The organism is Paraburkholderia sp. RAU6.4a, assembly GCF_050435625.1.
Lineage (GTDB): Bacteria > Pseudomonadota > Gammaproteobacteria > Burkholderiales > Burkholderiaceae > Paraburkholderia > Paraburkholderia tuberum.
The window spans coordinates 2,632,220-2,651,767 of sequence record NZ_JBNDKQ010000003.1; the positions used below are offsets into that span (position 1 = coordinate 2,632,220).

Annotated in this window: 17 protein-coding genes; 11 read left to right on the forward strand and 6 right to left on the reverse strand. The window is 64.8% G+C overall.

Translation table 11 applies throughout. From position 1 onward, the window contains the following. Positions 1-12: 12 nt before the first annotated feature. Complete coding sequence (locus tag OKW40_RS36720) at positions 13-783, forward strand: 4Fe-4S dicluster domain-containing protein (protein ID WP_184049921.1); 771 nt, start codon at positions 13-15, stop codon at positions 781-783. A gap of 19 nt (positions 784-802) precedes the next feature. Beyond that, on the forward strand, positions 803-1,756 hold the full coding sequence (locus tag OKW40_RS36725; protein WP_184067176.1) for a dimethyl sulfoxide reductase anchor subunit family protein: 954 nt from the start codon (positions 803-805) through the stop codon (positions 1,754-1,756). 57 nt (positions 1,757-1,813) lie between these two features. On the opposite strand, the gene OKW40_RS36730 is transcribed toward OKW40_RS36725, so the two are convergent. Together OKW40_RS36730 and OKW40_RS36735 are read right to left on the reverse strand one after the other, a co-directional pair. Then, entirely contained in the window at positions 1,814-4,399 is a 2,586-nt protein-coding gene (locus OKW40_RS36730; protein ID WP_429493803.1) for an adenosylcobalamin-dependent ribonucleoside-diphosphate reductase, read from the reverse strand. Positions 4,400-4,682: 283 nt separating this feature from the next. Beyond that, on the reverse strand, positions 4,683-4,970 hold the full coding sequence (locus tag OKW40_RS36735; protein ID WP_013091570.1) for a DUF3331 domain-containing protein: 288 nt from the start codon (positions 4,968-4,970) through the stop codon (positions 4,683-4,685). Positions 4,971-5,313: 343 nt separating this feature from the next. Here OKW40_RS36735 and OKW40_RS36740 point away from each other — a divergent pair, with 343 nt between their 5' ends. Continuing rightward, positions 5,314-6,408 carry an AI-2E family transporter gene (locus tag OKW40_RS36740; RefSeq protein WP_184067182.1) on the forward strand — a complete coding sequence of 365 codons (1,095 nt, stop codon included), beginning with the start codon at positions 5,314-5,316 and terminating at the stop codon, positions 6,406-6,408. 57 nt (positions 6,409-6,465) lie between these two features. On the opposite strand, the gene OKW40_RS36745 is transcribed toward OKW40_RS36740, so the two are convergent. Together OKW40_RS36745 and OKW40_RS36750 are read right to left on the reverse strand one after the other, a co-directional pair. Next, a complete protein-coding gene (locus tag OKW40_RS36745; protein ID WP_429493804.1) occupies positions 6,466-7,338 on the reverse strand; it encodes an alpha/beta hydrolase in 873 nt (290 codons plus the stop codon). Positions 7,339-7,550: 212 nt separating this feature from the next. Further along, positions 7,551-8,660 carry an OpgC domain-containing protein gene (locus OKW40_RS36750; protein ID WP_429353843.1) on the reverse strand — a complete coding sequence of 370 codons (1,110 nt, stop codon included), beginning with the start codon at positions 8,658-8,660 and terminating at the stop codon, positions 7,551-7,553. A 211-nt stretch (positions 8,661-8,871) separates the two neighbouring features. Between OKW40_RS36750 and OKW40_RS36755 the strand changes: the two genes are divergently transcribed. The 3 genes from OKW40_RS36755 (at position 8,872) to OKW40_RS36765 (ending at position 11,739) form a co-directional block, all read left to right on the forward strand. After that, complete coding sequence (locus tag OKW40_RS36755; protein ID WP_143037192.1) at positions 8,872-9,114, forward strand: hypothetical protein; 243 nt, start codon at positions 8,872-8,874, stop codon at positions 9,112-9,114. A 73-nt stretch (positions 9,115-9,187) separates the two neighbouring features. Then, a complete protein-coding gene (locus OKW40_RS36760; protein WP_184067193.1) occupies positions 9,188-10,366 on the forward strand; it encodes a porin in 1,179 nt (392 codons plus the stop codon). Between the two features lie 428 nt (positions 10,367-10,794). Next, a complete protein-coding gene (locus OKW40_RS36765; protein ID WP_429493805.1) occupies positions 10,795-11,739 on the forward strand; it encodes a peptidoglycan DD-metalloendopeptidase family protein in 945 nt (314 codons plus the stop codon). A gap of 250 nt (positions 11,740-11,989) precedes the next feature. On the opposite strand, the gene OKW40_RS36770 is transcribed toward OKW40_RS36765, so the two are convergent. Then, positions 11,990-12,388 carry a hypothetical protein gene (locus tag OKW40_RS36770; RefSeq protein WP_184034018.1) on the reverse strand — a complete coding sequence of 133 codons (399 nt, stop codon included), beginning with the start codon at positions 12,386-12,388 and terminating at the stop codon, positions 11,990-11,992. Between the two features lie 361 nt (positions 12,389-12,749). Here OKW40_RS36770 and OKW40_RS36775 point away from each other — a divergent pair, with 361 nt between their 5' ends. The 5 genes from OKW40_RS36775 (at position 12,750) to OKW40_RS36795 (ending at position 18,811) form a co-directional block, all read left to right on the forward strand. Next, positions 12,750-13,205, forward strand: a complete 456-nt coding sequence (locus tag OKW40_RS36775) for a (2Fe-2S)-binding protein (protein WP_429493806.1) — start codon at positions 12,750-12,752, stop codon at positions 13,203-13,205. Between the two features lies 1 nt (position 13,206). Then, complete coding sequence (locus OKW40_RS36780) at positions 13,207-15,459, forward strand: molybdopterin cofactor-binding domain-containing protein (RefSeq protein WP_429493807.1); 2,253 nt, start codon at positions 13,207-13,209, stop codon at positions 15,457-15,459. 17 nt (positions 15,460-15,476) lie between these two features. Continuing rightward, on the forward strand, positions 15,477-16,781 hold the full coding sequence (locus tag OKW40_RS36785) for a c-type cytochrome (protein WP_429493808.1): 1,305 nt from the start codon (positions 15,477-15,479) through the stop codon (positions 16,779-16,781). Positions 16,782-17,082: 301 nt separating this feature from the next. Continuing rightward, complete coding sequence (locus OKW40_RS36790) at positions 17,083-18,393, forward strand: MFS transporter (protein ID WP_429493809.1); 1,311 nt, start codon at positions 17,083-17,085, stop codon at positions 18,391-18,393. Between the two features lie 103 nt (positions 18,394-18,496). Beyond that, complete coding sequence (locus OKW40_RS36795) at positions 18,497-18,811, forward strand: cytochrome C oxidase subunit IV family protein (RefSeq protein ID WP_184069323.1); 315 nt, start codon at positions 18,497-18,499, stop codon at positions 18,809-18,811. 1 nt (position 18,812) lies between these two features. Here OKW40_RS36795 and OKW40_RS36800 read toward each other — a convergent pair whose 3' ends face one another. Continuing rightward, positions 18,813-19,379 carry a hypothetical protein gene (locus OKW40_RS36800; protein ID WP_429493810.1) on the reverse strand — a complete coding sequence of 189 codons (567 nt, stop codon included), beginning with the start codon at positions 19,377-19,379 and terminating at the stop codon, positions 18,813-18,815. Positions 19,380-19,548 lie beyond the last annotated feature (169 nt).

Below are 19,548 nucleotides of genomic sequence, written 5' to 3' on the forward strand. Positions count from 1 at the left end.
AAGGAGCTTGCAATGACCCAGATGGCGCTGGTGATCGATCTGAACGTATGCGTGGGATGCCAGGCGTGCGTGACGAGCTGCAAGGAGTGGAACACGTCAGGCGAATCGGGCAGCCTCGCCGATTTCAATCCGTACGACGCGGACCCGTCCGGCACGTTCTTCAACCGCGTGCAGAGTTTCGAAGCGGGCAGTTTCCCCGATACGGAGATGATCCATTTCCCGAAGTCGTGCCTGCATTGCGAGGACCCGCCGTGCGTGCCGGTGTGTCCCACGGGCGCGAGCTACAAGCGCAAGGAAGACGGTCTCGTGCTGGTCGATTTCGATCGCTGCATCGGCTGCAAGTATTGCGCCTGGGCATGCCCGTACGGCGCGCGCGAACTCGACGAAGCGCGCAAGGAGATGACCAAGTGCACGCTGTGCGTCGATCGCATTCATGACGAGCATCTGTCCGAGCGCGATCGCAAGCCGGCCTGCGTGCTCGCCTGTCCGACATCCGCGCGGCTGTTCGGCGATATCCACGATCCGGAGTCGGTCGTGTCGCAAGCGATCCGCGAGCGCGGCGGCTATCAGTTGATGCCGGAGTGGGGCACGCGCCCCGCGAATCACTATTTGCCGCGCGTGCCGATCGCGTCCGCGAGTTGCGGCGGCGACGGGTGCTCGTGCAAATCGTCAGGAACGACCACCGGCGATGCCACGCACACGTCGGGCTCGCCCGACTCGCAGCTCGAGGGGCAGCTCGCGCATGGCGAAGTGCATCTCGCGTCGATCGCGAAGCGCATTTGAACGACAACGAGGCCACACGATGAATCCGGCTTTTTCCGTAGTCTTTCTGACCACGCTGAGCGGCGCGGCGCAGGGGCTGTTGATCGCGCTCGTCGGCGTCGAAAGTGCGGCGTGCCTGGGCGTCGTTGCGCAACCCGCCGCCACCGCGTTCTACGTGAGCGGCGCGGCGCTCGCGGTGCTGCTGGGCGGTCTTGGTCTGATCGCGTCGTTCTTCCATCTGGGCCATCCGGAACGCGCGTGGCGCGCGATCGCGATGTGGCGCACCTCGTGGCTGTCGCGCGAATGCCTGTGCCTGCCGGCGTTTCTGGCGTGCGCGTTCCTGTATGGCGTCGCGCACTGGCTCGGCTCGCCGTGGTCGCTCGCGCTCGGCTGGCTCGGTGTGCTCGCGAGCGCCGCGCTGTTCGTCTGCTCCGCGATGATCTATGCGTGCCTGCGCTTTCTGCAGGAGTGGGCGACGCCGCTGACGCTGGTGAACTTCGTGCTGCTCGGCTGCGCATCGGGCTTGACGCTCGCGACCGCACTGAGCGCATGGTTCGCGCCCGCGCTGACGGCGGGACTGGCGGTCTGCGCGTGCCTGCTGACGCTCGCCGGATGCGCGAGCCGCTACGCGTCGCTCATGCGCAATGCGCGCTTGCGGCCGAAATCGACGGTGCAGAGCGCGACGGGCATCCGCAATCCGAAGCTCGTGCAGGTGTCACGAGGCTTCACCGCCGGTGCGTTCAATTTGCGCGAGTTCTTTCACGGCAAATCGGCGCGGACGTTGCGTGGCGTCAAATGGGGCTTTCTCGTGGGTGCGTTCGTCGTGCCGGTCGTGTTGATCGTGCTGGGCGCGGGGCTGCGTTCGCCTGGCGGGTCGTTCGGCTTGCTGGCCGCGGCTTGTCTCGTGCAGTATGCGGGGCTCGTGGCGGAGCGCTGGTTTTTCTTCGCGGAGGCGAAGCATCCGCAGAATCTTTACTACGCGAGGGTGGGGTGAGGCATAGCCTTCAACGAGCGCGTTCGGCCTGGGTGCCAGCGCGCTCGTCGCCTCACACTACCCGCACGCCCCCACCTCCCCACACGCAGTACAAAAATCGCAGCCGTCCTTGCGAATCACCGCATTCGCGCCGCACGAAGCGCATTTGCGTCCGAGCATCGTGTGCAGTCCTTGCGTGCCGTTCGGCTGCAGCAAGGTGTCGCCGCTATCCGCTGGATTCGGACGGATGCCGAAATCGGCGGACAGCGCCATGTCGGTTTTCATGTGCCCGCGCGGCAAACGCGCGAGCATCCGCGACGCGACCTGATTGCCCTCGGCGTCGAGAAAGCCGCGTCGATACAGGATTTGCTGGATCGCGAACGCGAGCGCCGCCACTTCGGAATCGTGCCAGCGCGGTGCGCGATGACCGTCGAGACGCTGCACGTCGCCAAGCCGCACCTGTCCGCGATCCCATGACACCTTGCGCATATCCTGCAGATTGCGCGCGACGAAGCCGCCGCGCGCGGCCAGCGACAGCGAACGCATCGTCGCGGTGATCCACTGCTGCGACTCGTCGCGCTGACCGGTCGGAATGAAGAACTCGATCGGCCGCTCGATCGTCACGTCCTCGCCGCCGAGCCGCCCCGTCACCTCGATGAAGGACGCCGCGACGTACAGCGACTTCTTGCCCGCCTGGGTCAGATACTCGACCTTCTCGATGATCGCCGGCAACTCGCCTCTGGGCCGATGATCGATCGCGATACGCAGCGGGTCCTGGTCCATCTCGGCGAGCGTGTCGTCGGCCTGCGCGGGCGTCACGCTCAGCACCGCGCCGAGCGTGTCGTTCGGGCGATAGGTGGCAAGGCCCTTCAGCCCGCTTTTCCATGCATCGAAGTAGAGGCTTTCGAACGCGTCGAACGGATAGTCGGCTGGCACGTTGACGGTCTTCGAGATCGACGTGTCGACGTATGGCTGGACGGCCGCCATCATGTCGAGATGGTCGCGCGCCGACATCTGCAGCGCGCTGACGAAGTAGTCGGGTAGCCGGCTCACGTCGCCGCCGAGTTCGCGATAGAGCCGGTACGCGTAGTCCTCGACGTCGAACGATTCGCGGCCGCCGTCGGCCATCACTTTCACGCGCGTATAAGTCCACGAGAACGCCGGCTCGATGCCGTTCGACGCGTTGTCGGCGAACGCGAGGCTCACGGTGCCGGTCGGCGCGATCGACAGCAGGTGGCTGTTGCGAATGCCGTCGCGGCGGATCGCCTGCTGAATGTCATCGGGCAGGCGCGACGCGAACGTGCCGGCTTCCAGATAGCGCGCGGCGTCGAACAGCTCGAACGCGCCGCGCTCCTTCGCGAGTTCGACCGATGCGCGATACGCCTCGTCACGCATCAGCCGCGCGATGCGCACCGCGAAATCGCGGCCTTCCTGCGAGTTGTAGCGCAGGCCCATCATTACGAGCGTATCGCCGAGGCCGGTGAAGCCGACGCCGATGCGCCGCTTCGCGCGCGATTCGTCGTATTGCTGCGGCAGCGGCCACAGCGTGACGTCGAGCACGTCGTCGAGAAAACGCACCTGCGTGCGGGTGCGCCGCGCGAGGCCGTCCCAGTCGAACGACGGCTGGCGGCCCTGCAACTGCGCAAACGGATCGACGACGAAGCGCGTCAGATTGAGCGGCCCCAGATTGCAGCAGCCGTACGCGGGCAGCGGCTGCTCGCCGCACGGATTGGTGGCGCGGATCGTTTCGACGGCGCGCAGATTGTTGTCCTCGTTCATCCGCGAGATGAACACGATGCCGGGCTCGGCGACGTCGTACGTCGAGCGCATGATGCGGTCCCAGATCGCGCGCGCCGGGTGTTCGCTGTAGACCCACAGGCCGTCTTCGCGCTGCCGCACGTCGCCGGCCGCGCGCAGCGCCGGCGACGGCTCGGCGCGATGGACCAGTTGCCACGGCTCGTCGTTTTCGACCGCGCGCATGAACTCGTCGGTGACGCTGACCGACACGTTGAAGTTGTTCCAGCGTCCCTTCGAATGCTTGGCCTCGATGAATTCGAGCAGGTCAGGGTGGTCGCAGTCGAGCACCGCCATCTGCGCGCCGCGCCGCGAGCCCGCGCTTTCGACGGTACGGCACGACGCGTCGAACACGTCCATGTAGCTGCACGGACCCGAGGCGGCCGAACTCGTGGTGTGAACGCGCGCGCCCTTCGGCCGGATCGCGGAGAAGTTGTAGCCGACGCCGCCGCCGCGCCGCATCGTTTCGGCCGCCTGCAGCAGCGCCACGTAGATGCCGGGCAAGCCCTGTTCATCGACGCCCTGGATCGAATCGCCAACCGGCTGCACGAAGCAGTTGATCAGCGTCGCGGCGATGCCGCTGCCCGCCGCGCTCATGATGCGGCCCGCGCCGAGCGCGCCGTGGCGCATGTTGTCGACGAACTGTTCCTCGACCGACGCGCGCATCTCGGGCGGCTCGGCCTCGGCGACGCCGCGCGCGACGCGGCGATATACATCGTCGGCCGATTGCTCGTCGCCTTTCGCATACTTTTCGAGCAGCACGTCGAGAGAGAACTGCTGCGGCGGGATTAGCAAAGCGGGAGGAGCGGAGGAGGCGGGAGGCGTGGAAGCGGCGTTGGCCGCGCGGGTTTGCGGCGTGTCTTCTGCCATGATCGGCCCTCAAACGGCGTCGCGGCGGGCGCGGCGCGGTGGTGGAAGGCGCGCGGCCGGCACCGGATAGCGAGCCGGCGGTCGGGCGGGCGCAACGAGTCCACCTTAACGCACGAGGCGCGGGGCGGCAACCGGCAGCGGGGCCGGCGCGGCGCCGCATCGTGCGATGCCGCGGCCGCCGGGCACGCGCTCGCTAAGGGCACGTGGGCAGTAGGGAGATCGCCCCCGGAACAACGGGTTGAAAACCGCGCTTAGTGCGCGGGACTCGGGAACGTTCCGTGCGTCAGGCCGCTTCAAGCAGCGGTTCGAGGATTTCCGCGCAGATCATGGCGGACGCATTCGACGGCGCCGGGCGCTCGGCCGGCTTGAACACCGGGTCACCGCGACGGATCTTGCGGCGCGACACCGCGCAGGTGCCGGAAGAATGCGCCGAGCGACGGCGCCAGCGCTGCTCACCGTAGTGGCAGCGGCCCGGCTCGACCCAGCGGATCACCAGCGTCGTGTCGGAGCTCTCGAGAATTTCGATGCGTACGCCATTGCTACCGTCGAGGGGGATGGACTCCAGGGTCATCATCGGCTCCGTGTTGTGGAGTGCCGAATGTAGTCCCGCGCGCGCCGGATAGCTATTGTGTCACCGTTGAAACACCGTTCCGGAATTAGCAATAATCAGACTTGACATTAGCGATTTGCCGAAACCACAGGCGTTGCAAGCATTTTTTATGTGATTTTTTAATAAGGCATATTTTTGCAACGCTGTGTTGCCTGTGGCGCGACGGGGAGGGCGGCCGGGAAAGAGGCGGCAACGCTTCCTTTAAGATGTCGAATGTCGGGCGGCGAACTGAGCCGTCAGTGTAGCGGGTTTGAATTTTTCAGGTCGGCTCGCGCGCACACCGTTCAAAAACACAAGAGTTCACATGATTCCACGCCCTCCCGCCGTCCCCCCCAACTCTCCCGAAGCGTCGTCCGTCGCCGCCGAGCGCCTGAAAAAGCAGAAGGCCGCATCGATCGTGCTCTATATCGGTCTCGCGCTGCTCGCATTGTGGGTGGTGCGCGATTTCATCGTGGTGGTGGCGTGGGCCGGGGTCGTCGCGATCGCGCTGTGGCCGCTGCTGCACAAGGTGGCGGGCAGCCACTGGTTCAAGGGGCGCGCGACCTTGCTCGCGACGGTCTTCACGCTGGTGATCGCCGTGCTCGTGCTGCTGCCGGTCGGGCTCGGCATCGCCCAGGCGCTGCGCGAGGCGCACGATCTGAACGACTGGTTCCGCAGCGTGCAGGAGAACGGCATCGCGCTGCCGGACTTCATCAACCGTCTGCCGTTCGGCGTGCAGCAGATCACTTCCTGGTGGCAGGCCAATCTTGCTCAGCCGCTGCGCGACTCGGCCGCGATGAAAGGCTTGCACAGCAATACGGTGATGACGCTCGGCCGGCATTTCGGCGCGCGCGCCGCGCATGCGGCAATGGTGTTCGCGTTCATGCTGGTCACGCTGTTCGTGATTTTTCAGGCGGGGCCGCGGTTGTCCGGCTCGCTGCTGAAGGCCGCGCGACGCGGTTTCGGCGATAGCGGCGCGGACCTCGTCGCGCATATGGGTACCGCGGTGCGCGGCACTGTGTCGGGGTTGATCGTGGTCGGCGTCGGCGAAGGCCTGTTGCTTGGCGTCGCCTACTTCGTGACCGGGCTGCCGCATGCGGCGCTGCTCGGCTTCGTCACGGCGATCGCCGCGATGCTGCCGTTCTGCGCGCCGATCGTGTTCGGTCTTGCGGCGCTGTGGCTGCTCGTGCAGGGCTCGATGGTCGCGGCGGCCGGGCTGCTGGTATTCGGCGCGGTCGTCGTGTTCGTCGCCGAGCACTTCGTGCGGCCCGTGCTGATCGGCAACTCGACGCGCTTGCCGTTTCTGCTCGTGCTGTTCGGCATTCTCGGCGGCGCGGAGACGTTCGGGCTGCTGGGGATTTTCATCGGCCCCGCGTTGATGACGGTGCTGATGGTGCTGTGGACCGATCTCGTGGAGTAGCGCGGGCGTCGAGGGACGCGGGGCCGGGCGGCCGTGCGCCTCGCGTGCCGCGCCGGCTCAAGGGCGCTGATTCGACGGATGCTCCTGCGCCGGCGGCTTCACGCAGCCGAGCGTGTATTTGAGCGCGGCGGGCAACAGCGCGCTCCACACGTCCCACGTGTGGCCGCCGTCGATGATGCGCAGCGCCGCAGGATTGCCCGCGAGCCGCAGATGCGTGTACAGCAGCGACGCGTCGGCCTGGATGTCGAGGTCGTCGTCGCCGGATGCGATGAACATCGGCAGGCGATACGCCTGGCTCATGTAGCGGTCCCACTGCGCCGGATAGTTGAGCTCGTGCCACACGCGCGGATCGAACTGGCGCTCGCCGAACACGCCGACCCGCCGTGCCGCCGACGCGCGCGGCGGCTCGTTCGCGTAGATCGCCGGACTGAGCAGCAGCGCGCCGCAAAACATCTCGGGCTGCGTCAGCGCGTAGCGCAGCGCGCCGAAGCCGCCCATCGACACACCGCCGATCATCCGGCCTCCGCGCTGCGTCGCGACCGCGTAGTGCGTTTCGATCTCGGGCAGCAGATCGTCGAAGAACGCGCTCTCCATCTTTTCCTTGCGGTCGACGTACCAGTCCGTGCCGCCTTGGGGCATCACGATGACGACCGGGGCAATCTCCTTGCGCTCGATCAGCGTGTCCGCGGCGTTCTGCAAATGACCTTGCGTGAGCCAGTCGTTGGCGTCGCCGTTATTGCCGTGCAGCAGGTAGAGCACCGGCAGGCGCGGACCGTCCGCGCGATAGCCGCCCGGCAGGTAGATCGTGTAGTTCCAGTCGCGGCCGAGCGCATCGGAATGGAAGCTGCGGCTCGCGACCGTGCTCGCGAACGCGGGCGCGCCGACGGCGAAGGCAAGCAGTGCGAGGGCGAAACTGAGGAATCGACGCATGTCAGTAGGGAAGGACGGCGGGCGCGGGACTCGCGCGCGGCCGTCATGCTATCAGCATTGGCGCCAGATTTGAGATGGAAAGTGGCGCAGAGAAGGACGGCGCTTTATGCGCGCAAAGTTCTTCGGGCGCCAAGGGGACGTCAAGTGCCCCGAAAATCGCGACGCGTCAGGGACGCGCTCGAAGGGCGCTCGAAACGTTGCCGAAAAGTTCTTCAGCCCGACGTCCGCAGCCGCCCGTCCACGAGCCGCCCGACGACCCGCTTCAGCGGTTCCACGGCCAACGCGACGGCAAACAGCGCGCCGACCGCGGCCGCATCGGCGAGCAGTCCGAGCGGATAGTTCAGGTAACCATCGGTCGCCGCGTAGAGCACCGAGTCGATCACCAGCGAAATCACCGCGCCGGCAATGAAGCACAGCAAACCCTGACGCCCGATCGCGCCGACCCACGGCAGCCGCCGCGCGACCTTCTTCGCCCAGCCGAGCTCGACCAGATTGGCGACGAGCCACGCGATCGCGAGGAAGTTCCCAGCGCGCAGGTAGGACAGGTTCTGCTTGAGGCTCGCGGCAAGTGGCGCATGCAGCAGAACGAGCTTGTAGTACGCGGCGCCCACGACCACCACGAACGCCAGCACGCTGACGAGCCATCCGGATCGATGCGCGCTGGTGCGCTGATACACCGGCTGGCAGCGCGCGAGCACGCCGAGCACGAACATCAGTTGCCACGCGAACGGGTTGAAGTCCCAGTGCATGTCGGGCGCGGCGGGAAGGTACTGGCTGACCGCCGGTGCGCCGGCCCACAGCGCGACGCTGCCGGCGACCAGCAGCCAAGGCTTGCTGCGCGCGAGCGGCAGGATCGCGGGCACCAGCAGCGCGAAGAACGCGTACATCGGCAGCACGGACGCGAGGTACGGCTGGCGGCGTAGCAGCACGATGTCGCGCAGCGCGGCAAGCGGCGTGTCGATCAGGTCGTCGAGATCGGTCGTGGCGAGATTCGGCCCGTCGATGCTGAATGCGGTTAGCACCGCGCTGACCAGCAACATCAGCCCGGCGGTGACGAGAAACGCGCGATAGATCTCGAACGAGCGGCGCAGGAAGCGGCCGCGCGCGATCGTCTCATTGCGCCGCTCGGCGAGCGTCGCATAGGCGGTGGCGGTCGCGAAGCCGCCGAGGAACACGAATACTTCGGCGGCATCGCACAGCGCGTACGCGTGCAGCGTCACGCGCGACAGAATGCTGCCGCCGATGTGATCGACGACGATGATCAGCAGAACCAGTCCGCGGAAAAAGTCGAGCTCGATCAGGCGGGAAGATGACTTGGCCATTGTTTGCGTCAAAAGCAGCCCCGTGCGACGGCGCGCTGATCCAGCGCGGCGGGCGTCTCACAAGGCTTTTTAATATGGGATTGGGTGCTGCGGCGGTGAGGTGATCCGTGCTGGCGTCGCCTGCGGCCCATCTCGCCACGCTCGACCGGTATCGCAAGGCGGCCGTGTCAGCGGGCTGTGAAGATGACCTTCGCTGTGACGCCGAGTTCCGTTGCATCGCAGCAAGGCGCAGGATTATATTTCTTTTCATGACAATGACGCAGCGAGACGGGCAGCAGCGGCTGCTGTTTACCTGAAGCGACGTTACGAAAAAAGAGGCAGCAACACGCAGTGGAGAATTAGCAACATTCTCGATGCTTGGCGCATCCACTCATGGACGCCCGGACGATGTCATGTGAGGATTTCCGGAAAAGCGCAGCCATTGGAGCAGTCTTCAGAACTGCTGGAAAAGTGACGAGAATAAAGAGCAAAGAGAACAAAGCGGCCGGATCGAGTTGTCCTATCACTCGCGGTGCAGGGAGATCATCATGAACAAGCAAGTGTTCGCGCTGGCTGTCTCCATTGCTGCGTCTGCCGTTCTTGCCGCGCCTGCCGCCGCGCAGACTAGCGTCACGCTGTACGGCGTGATCGACGAAGGCATCAACTACACGAACAATGTCGGCCACGGCCATGTTTATGAACTCGCCAGCGGTCTTGCGCAGGGAAGCCGCTGGGGCCTGAAGGGCTCCGAAGATCTCGGCGGCGGCCTGAAGGCGATCTTCCAGCTCGAGAATGGTTTCGATCTGAATTCCGGGCGGCTCGGGCAGGGCGGCCGCCTGTTCGGCAGGCAGGCTTTCGTCGGACTCAGTTCAGAGGCGTACGGCACGCTGACGTTCGGCCGGCAATACGACTCGGTCGTCGATTATCTCGCGCAGACCACGGCCAACGGCAACTGGGGCGGCGAGCTGTTCTCGCATCCGTACGACAACGACAACACCGACAACACGTTCCGCCTCGACAACACCGTCAAGTACACGACCCCGTCGATCTCGGGCTTCCAGTTCGGCGGCACCTACAGCTTCAGCAACGACACGAACTTCGCCAACAATCGCGCCTACAGCTTCGGCGGCCAGTACACGTATGGTGGGCTGCTGGTCGCGGCCGCCTATCTGCAGGCCGACAATCCGGGCAACGGCTCGAACGGGGCGATCACCGCGAACGACGCCGGCTTCGTCGCGACGCGCCTGCGCGTGTTCGGCGGCGGCATCACCTATACGTTCGGACCGGCGACGGCGGGCTTCGTCTATAGCAACTCGAACTACCTGGAGCCGACCGCAAACGGCTATCTCGGCATCGAGCCGCTGGTGCCGCTCGTGCCCGTCACACCGCCGGGCGTGCTGCTGAATTCGCTCAAGTATCAGAACTTCGAGATCAACGGCAAATATCAGATTTCGCCGGTGCTGTTCGTCGGCGCGCAGTACGTGTACACGATGGAAACCTACGACGCATCGAACGGCGGCGTGAAGCCGCGCATCCATACGTTCGGCCTGATGGCCGACTACAACCTGTCCAAGCGCACCGACCTCTATCTGCAGGGCGCCTATCAACAGGTCACCGGCGATTCCACGCTATCGATCCTCGATTTCGCATTCATCCCCGGCACGCAGTCGCCGTCGTCGACGTCGAAGCAGGTCGTCGTGCGCGCGGCGATCCGGCATAAGTTCTAGTTCGCTGCCCTTCAAACACAGATCGGCCAGCCTCCGGATTTCGAAGGCTGGCCTTTTTTGCGCCCTCCGACGCGACGCATGGCTATTCAAGTTCCCCTCGCGCCTGCCGATAAGTCGAATGTCAACAAGTCTGAACGCGCCGCGGCGAAGCGGTGATGTGTGCGTCGTTGGCGTCCCAATACACGTGCGGTCGTAACGCGGAAATACGGCTCGTAACGTCTGTATCAGAGTGTGTGGGGCAGGGCGTTTTTGTTAAACGACACTTTAGAATTCCGCGAGAAATTTGATTGGCAGGCAGGCAGGAAATGAGCGCCATACGAGGCGGCTTCGCCGTGCCGTCGGGAAGGCCGCGCGGCCGAAGATCGCGCACCTCGTCCGCGGCATCGGGCTATCCGGCTTGCGCATTCATACAGCAGGAGTCGAACAGGATGAGAAAGCGTTTCGACAGAACGTTATTGGCCAGTCTCGCTGGCGCGTGGGTCGCGCTGGCCGTCAGCGGTTGTGCGAACGTCGGGCAGCCCAATGCGCAGAACGGTGCGGCAACCAGCGCCAACGCGGCGTCCGGCGTGCCGGCGGCGAATGCGACGGGAGCGTCCGGCGACCCGGCGGCAGCCGCGCCGCTGTCGATCGACGCCAGCGATAACGCGCCGCTGAAAAAATCGCCGCCGCTCGTGTATCGGGTCAGGCGCGGCGACACGCTCGCGCGGGTTGCGCAGCATCATCACATCAGCGTCAAGCAGTTGCAGGCATGGAACGGGTTGAAGGTGTCGGCGCGGCTGAAGCCGGGGCAGGTGCTGCACGTTGCGTCGCCGGAAACGGTGCGCGCGGTGAAGGCGGCCAATGCGGCGGCCGCCGCGAAGGCGGCGGCGCAATCCGCGGCGCAGCGTGCGTCACAAGCGACAGCGCAAACGTCGGCGCAAGCTTCGACACAGTCCGCCGCGCCGGCTGCGGATGCCACCGCAGTGCGCGAAGTCACGCAGGAAACCCGCCGGCACGCGAGCAGCGTGACGCTCGCATGGCCTGCCGCGGGCGGCGTCGTCGAAGCGTTCCAGCCCGGCGAAACACGCGGCATCGAAATCGGCGGCAACGCGGGCGATCCGGTGCGAGCCGCCGCCGACGGCAAGGTGATGTACGCGGGCACCGGACTGAACAGCTATGGCAGTCTGATCATCGTCCAGCACAACAAGGATTTTCTGACCGCGTATTCGCACAACCGCAAGCTGATGGTCAAGATGGGCGACATCGTCCGCAAGGGACAGCAGATCGCGGAGATGGGCGACGAGAACAACTCGCGTGTGTCGGTGGGGTTCGAAGTGCGGCGCGACGGCAAGCCGGTCGATCCGCTGCCTTATCTACCGCAGGGGCGCGGCTGAGCTTCCACGTTCCCGCAAAAGCTCACCTTGAATTTATTCAGCTAAACCAGGTAATTTGATCGACCGCGCATTCCGGCGGTCGACGAATCGTTGCAAAAGTACCTTCACGTCAGAGCATTCCGCTCGATCTGCGCAAGAATACCGACGATCAACCATGCGGCCTCGACCCGCAGCCGTTTATGAACGGTGAGGCAATGCAGGAGCCGGCAGGCAGCGCACGCGCCGCCGCCGTGCCTGGTGCGAATCGCCGTTACGTCGTTTGCCCTCCGCGCAGCAGTCGCGATACCTCACCGTGGTAATGCAGGATCGCGGGATCGGCCTGCAAGAGCGGCAGATAACGCGGCAGGAAGTGATTGTGCGGTTGATCGGGCGAAAACAGGCCGACCACGGCCTCGGCGGTCGCGAGACGGTCGCCGGCCTCGGCTTCCGCGTCGTCGAGAACTTCGTCGACGCTCGCGATCACCGTCGACAGCGGCGTCAGCCAACGAAACCCCGAGCCGTTGATCAGCACCTGCAGGAATGCCGCCGGCGTTACCGGGCCGAACTCCTTTTCGTACGCGGCGCGTTCGTGATCGAGAATCGCCTTGTGCAGCGCAAGCAATGGTCGGCGAATGTCCGTGAGGAATTGAGTGCATTGCGGGTCGTTCATCGGCGGCTCCAGCGGCTGAGGTGATTCGACGGAATCGTGCGTCGCAACACCACGCAGTGCGATGCAGCGGGTCGCGCGATCACGCTAACGGATCGATCCGTCGATGGTAACGCATCGCTCCAGCCCACACATGCGATCCACCGCGCACAGCATGCGATGTGCCGCCTGACACCGCCAAAGCGAACTTCTTTCGACACGACTACAATCGGCCGGTTTTCTTGCGACACCCGCTCGCTCACAGGCCGCATTTCATGGCTTATTAGCGCGACACGCCGAACAAAACCGGTGCATGTCGGCGATCTGGTGCGGTGTAGCGATCTAAACCGCGTGACCACAACAACATCCCCACCCGGAGCCGCTCATGACAACGCTCAATATCAACGGCGAAACCCATACCGTCGATGCCCCGTCCGACATGCCCCTGCTGTGGGTGCTGCGTGATCTCGTCGGGCTGACCGGCACCAAGTTCGGCTGCGGCATCGCGCAATGCGGCGCATGCACCGTGCATCTCGATGGCGTCGCGGTGCGCTCGTGCGTGTTCCCGGCGGCGGCGGTCGGCGACCGCAAGATCGTCACGATCGAAGCGCTCGGCGCCACGCCCACGGGCCAGAAAGTGCAGCAGGCGTGGCGTGAGCTCGACGTCGTGCAATGCGGCTACTGTCAGTCGGGGCAGGTGATGTCGGCGGCGTCGCTGCTCGCGCGCAATCCCAATCCGAGCGACGCCGACATCGACGCCGCGATGGCGGGCAACATCTGCCGCTGCGGAACCTATCACCGCGTGCGCGCGGCGATCAAGCACGCCGCGAAGGGGGCCTGACATGTCCCAGGGATTGCTCGATGCACAGAACGGCGCGCAGCCGGCTGACACCGACACGCGGCATGCGCGCGGCATCTCGCGGCGCGGCTTCCTCAAATTCGGCGTGACGGTCGGCGCCGCGGCCGGCGGCGGTCTGCTGCTCGGCTTCAGCATGCCGGCCGCGAGCCAGGATCAGAAGGCGGGCAAGAGCGTGATCGGCGGCGATGCGAACGAGGCGCCGCAAAACGGCGTGTTCGCGCCGAACGCGTTCATCCAGATCGACAACGCTGGCAAGGTCACGCTCGTGATACCGAAGGTCGAGATGGGTCAGGGCGTCTATACGTCGATTCCGATGCTGATCGCCGAGGAACTCGAAGTGCCGCTCGGCACGGTCACGCTCGATCATGCGCCGCCCAACGAAAAGCTCTTCATGGACCCGCTGCTCGGCGGCCAGTTGACCGGCGGCTCGACGTCGATCCGCTTCGCGTGGGAGCCGATGCGTCGCGCGGGCGCGACTGCGCGCGTGATGTTGATCAACGCGGCCGCGCAGCAGTGGCAGGTCGATCCGGCGAGTTGTCATGCGCAGGCCGGTCAGGTGATCCACGCGGCCAGTAATCGCAGCGCGAGCTATGGTCAGCTCGCGCAGGCCGCCTCCGCGCTGCCCGCGCCGCAGAACGTGCCGTTGAAAGACCCGAAGGACTTCAAGCTGATCGGCACGCCGGCGAAGCGTCTCGATTCGCCGGAGAAAGTCGACGGTACCGCGCAGTTCGGCCTCGACGTGCGCTTGCCTGAGATGGTTTACGCGGCGATCGCGAACTGTCCGGTGTTCGGCGGCACGCTCGCGAGCGTCGACGATACGCATGCGAAGACGATCCCCGGCGTGCGCGAGGTCATCAAGCTCGACAACGCGGTCGCGGTGATCGGCGCTCACACGTGGGCCGCGAAGCGCGGCCTGCAGGCGCTCGACATCAAGTGGAACGAGGGCGCGGGCGCGCAGGTATCGATGAAGCGCATCGTCGACGATCTCGCGGCGGCCTCGCAACATGGCGGCGCGGTGGCGCGCAAGGACGGCGACGTCGGCCGCGCGTTCGGCGATGCGAAGTCGCGCGTCGACGCGGTCTACCAGCAGCCGTTCCTCGCGCACGCGACGATGGAGCCGGTCAACGCCACGGTCCACGTGCGCGGCGACGCCTGCGAAATCTGGCTCGGCTCGCAGGTGCCGACGCGTGTCGTCGATGCGGCGGTCGCGGTCACGGGCTTGCCCGCCGACAAGATCATCGTGCACAACCATCTGATCGGCGGCGGCTTCGGACGGCGGCTCGAAACCGACATGGTCACGCAGGCCGTGAAGGTCGGCAAACAGGTGTCGACGCCGGTCAAGGTGCTGTGGACGCGCGAGGAGGACATCCAGCACGACATGTACCGACCGTACTACTACGACACGATCTCCGCCGGGCTCGACGCGAACGGCAAACCGATCGCGTGGCAGCATCGCATCGCCGGGTCGTCGATCATGGCGCGCTTCGCGCCGCCCGCGTTCAAGAACGGGCTCGACCCCGATGCGGTGGAGGTCGCCGCCGATCTGCCGTACGACCTGCCGAACCAACTGGTCGACTACGTGCGCGTGGAACCGCACGCGGTGCCCACCGCGTTCTGGCGCGGCGTCGGGCCGACGCGCGGCACGTTCGTCGTCGAGAGTTTCATCGATGAACTCGCCGCGCACGCGAAGATCGATCCGGTGCAGTACCGGCGCGATCTGCTCGGCAAATCGCCGCGCGCGCTGAACGTGCTCAACCTGGCCGCGCAGGCCGGCAACTGGGGCAGCGCGCTGCCCAAGGGGCAAGGGCGCGGCATCTCGGTGATGCACGCGTTCGGCAGCTTCTTCGCGATCGTCGTCGAGGTCGCGGTCGAGCAGGGCGAAGTGACGGTCAAGCGCGTCAACTGCGCGGTCGATTGCGGGATGTTCGTCAACCCGAACACGATCGAAGCGCAGGTGCAGGGCGGCATCATCTTCGGCATCACGGCGGCGCTTTATAGCGAGATCACGATCAAGGACGGTCGCGTCGAGCAGAACAACTTCACCGACTACCGGATGCTGCGCATCAACCAGACGCCGCCGATCGACGTGCATATCGTGAAGAGCGGCGAGGCGCCCGGCGGCATCGGCGAACCCGGCACCGCGGCGCTCGCGCCCGCGCTGACCAACGCGATCTATGCGGCCACCGGCACGCGGCTGCGGCAATTGCCGGTTGGCCGCCAACTGCACAACGCCTGACGCGAAAGGAGCCCGACATGAAAAAAATGCTGAAGGGTCTTGGCGCGGCGCTATGCGTCGCATTGCCGTTTATCGCCCAGGCGCCTGCTGATGCCGCAACTGCGTCAGCCACCGGCGCAGCCGATCAAACGCTCGTGCAACGCGGCGCTTACCTCGCTCAACTCGGCGATTGCGCCGCTTGCCACACCGCGCCGAAAGGCAAGCCGTTCGCCGGCGGCCTGCCGATGAACACGCCGATGGGCCGCATCTACGTGACCAATATCACGCCCGACGCACGGACCGGCATCGGTGGCTACACGGAAGCCGACTTCGCGCGGGCGCTGCGTGAGGGCGTCGCGAAAGACGGCCACAACCTGTATCCGGCGATGCCGTATCCGTCCTACGCGAAGGTCGACGACGACGACGTGAAGGCGCTGTACGCGTTCTTCATGCACGGCGTCGCGCCGGTGCAGCAGGCGAATCGCGAGTCCGACATCAAGTGGCCGTTGAACATGCGCTGGCCGCTGATGTTCTGGAACATGGCGTTTCTCGAGAAGGGTGCGTATCGCGATAAGCCGGGTAAGGACGTCGCGTGGAATCGCGGCGCGTATCTGGTGCAAGGGCTCGGACATTGCGGGTCGTGTCACACGCCGCGCGGTGTTGCGTTCCAGGAAAGTGCGCTCGACGAAAGCGGCAGCGCATTCCTGAGCGGCGCGCTGCTCGACGGCTGGTTCGCGTCGAACCTCACGGGCGAGCACAACACCGGGCTCGGCCGCTGGAGCGACGAGGATCTGCGCACGTTCCTGAAGACCGGCGCGAATCGCCATGCATCGGCGTTCGGCGCGATGACGAGCGTGATCAACAACAGCACGCAAGCGATGAGCGATCAGGACGTCGCGGCAGTCTCGACGTATCTGAAGTCGCTGCCGCCGGTCGGCGGCACCGGCGCGGCGGCCTATACGTACGATCCGCAGGCGACGAAGGTGTCGCTCGATCGCCCCGCGAACGATGCCGGCGCACGCGTCTATACGGCGTATTGCATGCATTGCCACGGCGTCGACGGGCACGGCTTCGCGCCGATGCTCGCGCCTCTCGCCGGCAATCCGAACGTGCTCGCGAAGGACGCGTCGTCGCTGATCAACGTCACGTTGAACGGCACCGGCGATCTCGTGATCGACGGCGTGCCGTCGCCGTTTCCGATGCCCGGCTTCGCCGCGGTGCTCGACGATCAGCAGATCGCCGACGTGCTGAGCTTCGTGCGGGCTGGCTGGAACAACGGCACGCCGGCGGTCGGTGCGGCGGAGGTGGCGAAGTTGCGGCAGTCGACGCAGGCGGGGCGTTGATCGGTCGCTAAGTGCGGCGCAGAAGCGCGCTTGCCGACCTCGCGCCGTTTCAGGTTGTGGGCCAACCGACGGCAGCTATCATAGTGGGCCGGCCACACCGCGCCTTCGTCGATGGACTCGCCGTCGGCCAATGCCGACATTTGCACCACGATCGATACAGGCGCATTGGTCCTATCGGAGTCCCCGTCGTGTTCGAACGGCTCTCAGAATTGGCCACGACCTTCGTCCGCGGTGCGGCGTCGAAGTCTCTGCGCGACGCTCATGGACTTCCGACATGACCCTATCCAGTCAAGCCCGAAACGTGTCGGTCACACCGTCGGCTTCTCGCCTGTCGACGCTCAGTCACATACAGATCGCGTCGCTGTGGTTTGCGCTCTTTACCCAATGGATGACGGTCGTTCCGGTGCTCGTGCCGGCACAGGTCGCCGATATGCTCGGACGCGATGCCGCGTTGAAGGAAGGCGTGGCCGGCTCCGTCATTGCGTCCGGCGCATTCATTGCGATGATCGTGGCGCCAATCGCCGGCGCGCTTTCAGATCGCTGCTCTGCAAAACATGGACGTCGGCGACCGTTTCTCGTCACCGGCGTGTTCGGCATTGCGGTTGCACTGGTATGGCTTGGTTCATTCAACGGCGGGGGGAGCGTAGGGATGTATACACTCGCGTTCCTGCATCTCCAGTTCTGGTGGAACTGGGCGGCGGGGCCGTACGCCGGGCTGGTGCCCGATGTCGTGCCAAAACAGGAAACCAACCGCGCGAGCGCGTGGCTCAACGTGATGACCGTGCTCGGCACGATCACTGGCAACGTGGTGCTCGTTGCCCTCTATTCTCCGGGCCACCTGTATCCTACGGTTGCCGCGTTCATTGCGATCATGTTGCTCTGCCTTTGGCTGACGATTCGCGGCTCGCGCGAGCCGACACCTGTCAGATCCCGAGAACGGTTCGAGCTCGTCACGTTCATGCGCTCGTTCTATCTCGATCCACGCCTGCACCGAAACTTTTACTGGGTGCTGGTAACCCGTCTGTTCGGCAACATGGGAATCTGGTCGATCTTCGCCTTCATGTTGTACTACCTGCAGGACGTGATCGGCATTCGTCATCCGACCAGTCTCCTGAATGGGCTGCTTGGCGTCGGCGTGGTGCTAGCGATCCCGGCCAGCCTGCTGGGCGCACGGCTCGCCGACCGGCACGGCGTCGTTCCCGTTGTCCGCCTGACCAGCTGGATCATGGCCGGAGCTGCGATTGGCTTTGTCCTGCTGGCGTTGCATCCAAACCTGTTGCTGGTGATCACAGTCGGGCTGGTTTTCTGCGCCGCTTACGGAACCTATCAAGCCGTCGACTGGGCACTCGCGCTGCAAGTGTTGCCAGACGATGCGTCCAGCGGCAAGGACATGGGCATCTGGCAAGTGTCGATGGTGCTACCGCAGATCCTCGGCCCTGCCGCGACCGGGTGGATGCTGTCATGGGTCAAGGCGTTTGCCGGTGCCGGACCCGCCTATGTCGTCGCGTTCGTCGTCGCAGCAGGGTGGTTCGTGCTCGCGGCGTGGTTCGTCTCTCGCATCAAGATTGCTTCCCGGCAGCACGTATCCACCGGGGTCAGCGGGCGATCATGAGATGGCGCTCGCTCGCGCATGGCGGTCTGATCCCGGAGATGCTCCGACTTGAACTCCAGAAAACCAAATGTCGGCAGCAAATCGGCAGTTTCGCGTCGAGCCTTTGCATGCATTGCGTCTGGGCGCGTGGAATAGCGCGATCAACCTGTTTATCGCAGTGGCAAAGGGGTTGCTGGTGGCGATCTACTTCATGGATTTGCGCCGTGCCTCGCCGATGCTGCGCATCGCGGAGGTCACCGCATTGCTGGCATTGGGCCTGCTTTTCGGCTTGAACGGTACCGATTATTCGACGCGAACCATTCACGTCTCGCCTTGGCAGGCGCCGGCCGGGCCGCAAGATGCTGGGGCGGCCGGGGCATCGGGTCGTCAGCTTTCTGGTGCTGCGGTCGGCGCTCCGTGCGACGCGGGCCGATGCTGAATCAGCCGGCCGATCGGTAATGGCGCGCTCGTTCGGCTAGGCGCGCCTTCAATGCCGACGTTTGTCGGGAAATTTCCATTGCGGCCGAGTGTGCGCGGTCGAGGCACGGCGTCGTGTGATCGACTCTTTTTTCATGAGCCGTTAGGTACAGGACATTCTTGAAGTTTCCCCAGAACAAGTTCTTTTCGCCGTGGAGCATTTCAACGTCGTCGTACAGAGACGGCTCGTAAAGCCCACAGATCATTCGCAGTTCATCGGTTTCCTTGCGGATAGACAGGTAGCGCTGATCATATTCATATTCGCCCATTTCAGCGCGCCAGTTGATATCTATGCTGTCTTGTGAGAACTCTCGACCTATGGCGGTCAACTGCCGATGCACTGTAGCCAGTCGCTCAAGGGCAAGAGCTTTCTCTTTCTCGCGCAACTCGCCATTCCGTTTCAATGTCTCCTGCTCGATCTGAAAGCGATGATTGCTCCGCTGCGTCTGCATCTGGATAACGGCGGTGAGAGCGCCGCCGAGCAAGGCGGCCGAACCAGCAACGATTGACGAAAGGATCGCGGTATCCATATTGAGTGAAAGAAATATTGAAAAGTGAACTGGCGGATATGGACGCATCATGGACAAAGTACTAATCGGCGTCAATCAATAACGGCACAGGCGGCTCGATGCAATCATTTTAGTCCTGCGCCAGCAAGAATGTGCCTGAAACCTTCAGAATTGTGAAAGTCTGTCAAAA

Bases quoted from the DNA above. Each gene is read 5' to 3' on its own strand.
- OKW40_RS36750 (WP_429353843.1), bottom strand. From the start codon at position 8,660: ATGGCCAAGTCATCTTCCCGCCTGATCGAGCTCGACTTTTTCCGCGGA.
- OKW40_RS36740 (WP_184067182.1), top strand. From the start codon at position 5,314: ATGATTCCACGCCCTCCCGCCGTCCCCCCCAACTCTCCCGAAGCGTCG.
- OKW40_RS36765 (WP_429493805.1), top strand. From the start codon at position 10,795: ATGAGAAAGCGTTTCGACAGAACGTTATTGGCCAGTCTCGCTGGCGCG.
- OKW40_RS36785 (WP_429493808.1), top strand. From the start codon at position 15,477: ATGAAAAAAATGCTGAAGGGTCTTGGCGCGGCGCTATGCGTCGCATTG.
- OKW40_RS36725 (WP_184067176.1), top strand. From the start codon at position 803: ATGAATCCGGCTTTTTCCGTAGTCTTTCTGACCACGCTGAGCGGCGCG.
- OKW40_RS36800 (WP_429493810.1), bottom strand. From the start codon at position 19,379: ATGGATACCGCGATCCTTTCGTCAATCGTTGCTGGTTCGGCCGCCTTG.
- OKW40_RS36735 (WP_013091570.1), bottom strand. From the start codon at position 4,970: ATGACCCTGGAGTCCATCCCCCTCGACGGTAGCAATGGCGTACGCATC.
- OKW40_RS36730 (WP_429493803.1), bottom strand. From the start codon at position 4,399: ATGGCAGAAGACACGCCGCAAACCCGCGCGGCCAACGCCGCTTCCACG.
- OKW40_RS36780 (WP_429493807.1), top strand. From the start codon at position 13,207: ATGTCCCAGGGATTGCTCGATGCACAGAACGGCGCGCAGCCGGCTGAC.
- OKW40_RS36775 (WP_429493806.1), top strand. From the start codon at position 12,750: ATGACAACGCTCAATATCAACGGCGAAACCCATACCGTCGATGCCCCG.
- OKW40_RS36760 (WP_184067193.1), top strand. From the start codon at position 9,188: ATGAACAAGCAAGTGTTCGCGCTGGCTGTCTCCATTGCTGCGTCTGCC.
- OKW40_RS36720 (WP_184049921.1), top strand. From the start codon at position 13: ATGACCCAGATGGCGCTGGTGATCGATCTGAACGTATGCGTGGGATGC.
- OKW40_RS36745 (WP_429493804.1), bottom strand. From the start codon at position 7,338: ATGCGTCGATTCCTCAGTTTCGCCCTCGCACTGCTTGCCTTCGCCGTC.
- OKW40_RS36770 (WP_184034018.1), bottom strand. From the start codon at position 12,388: ATGAACGACCCGCAATGCACTCAATTCCTCACGGACATTCGCCGACCA.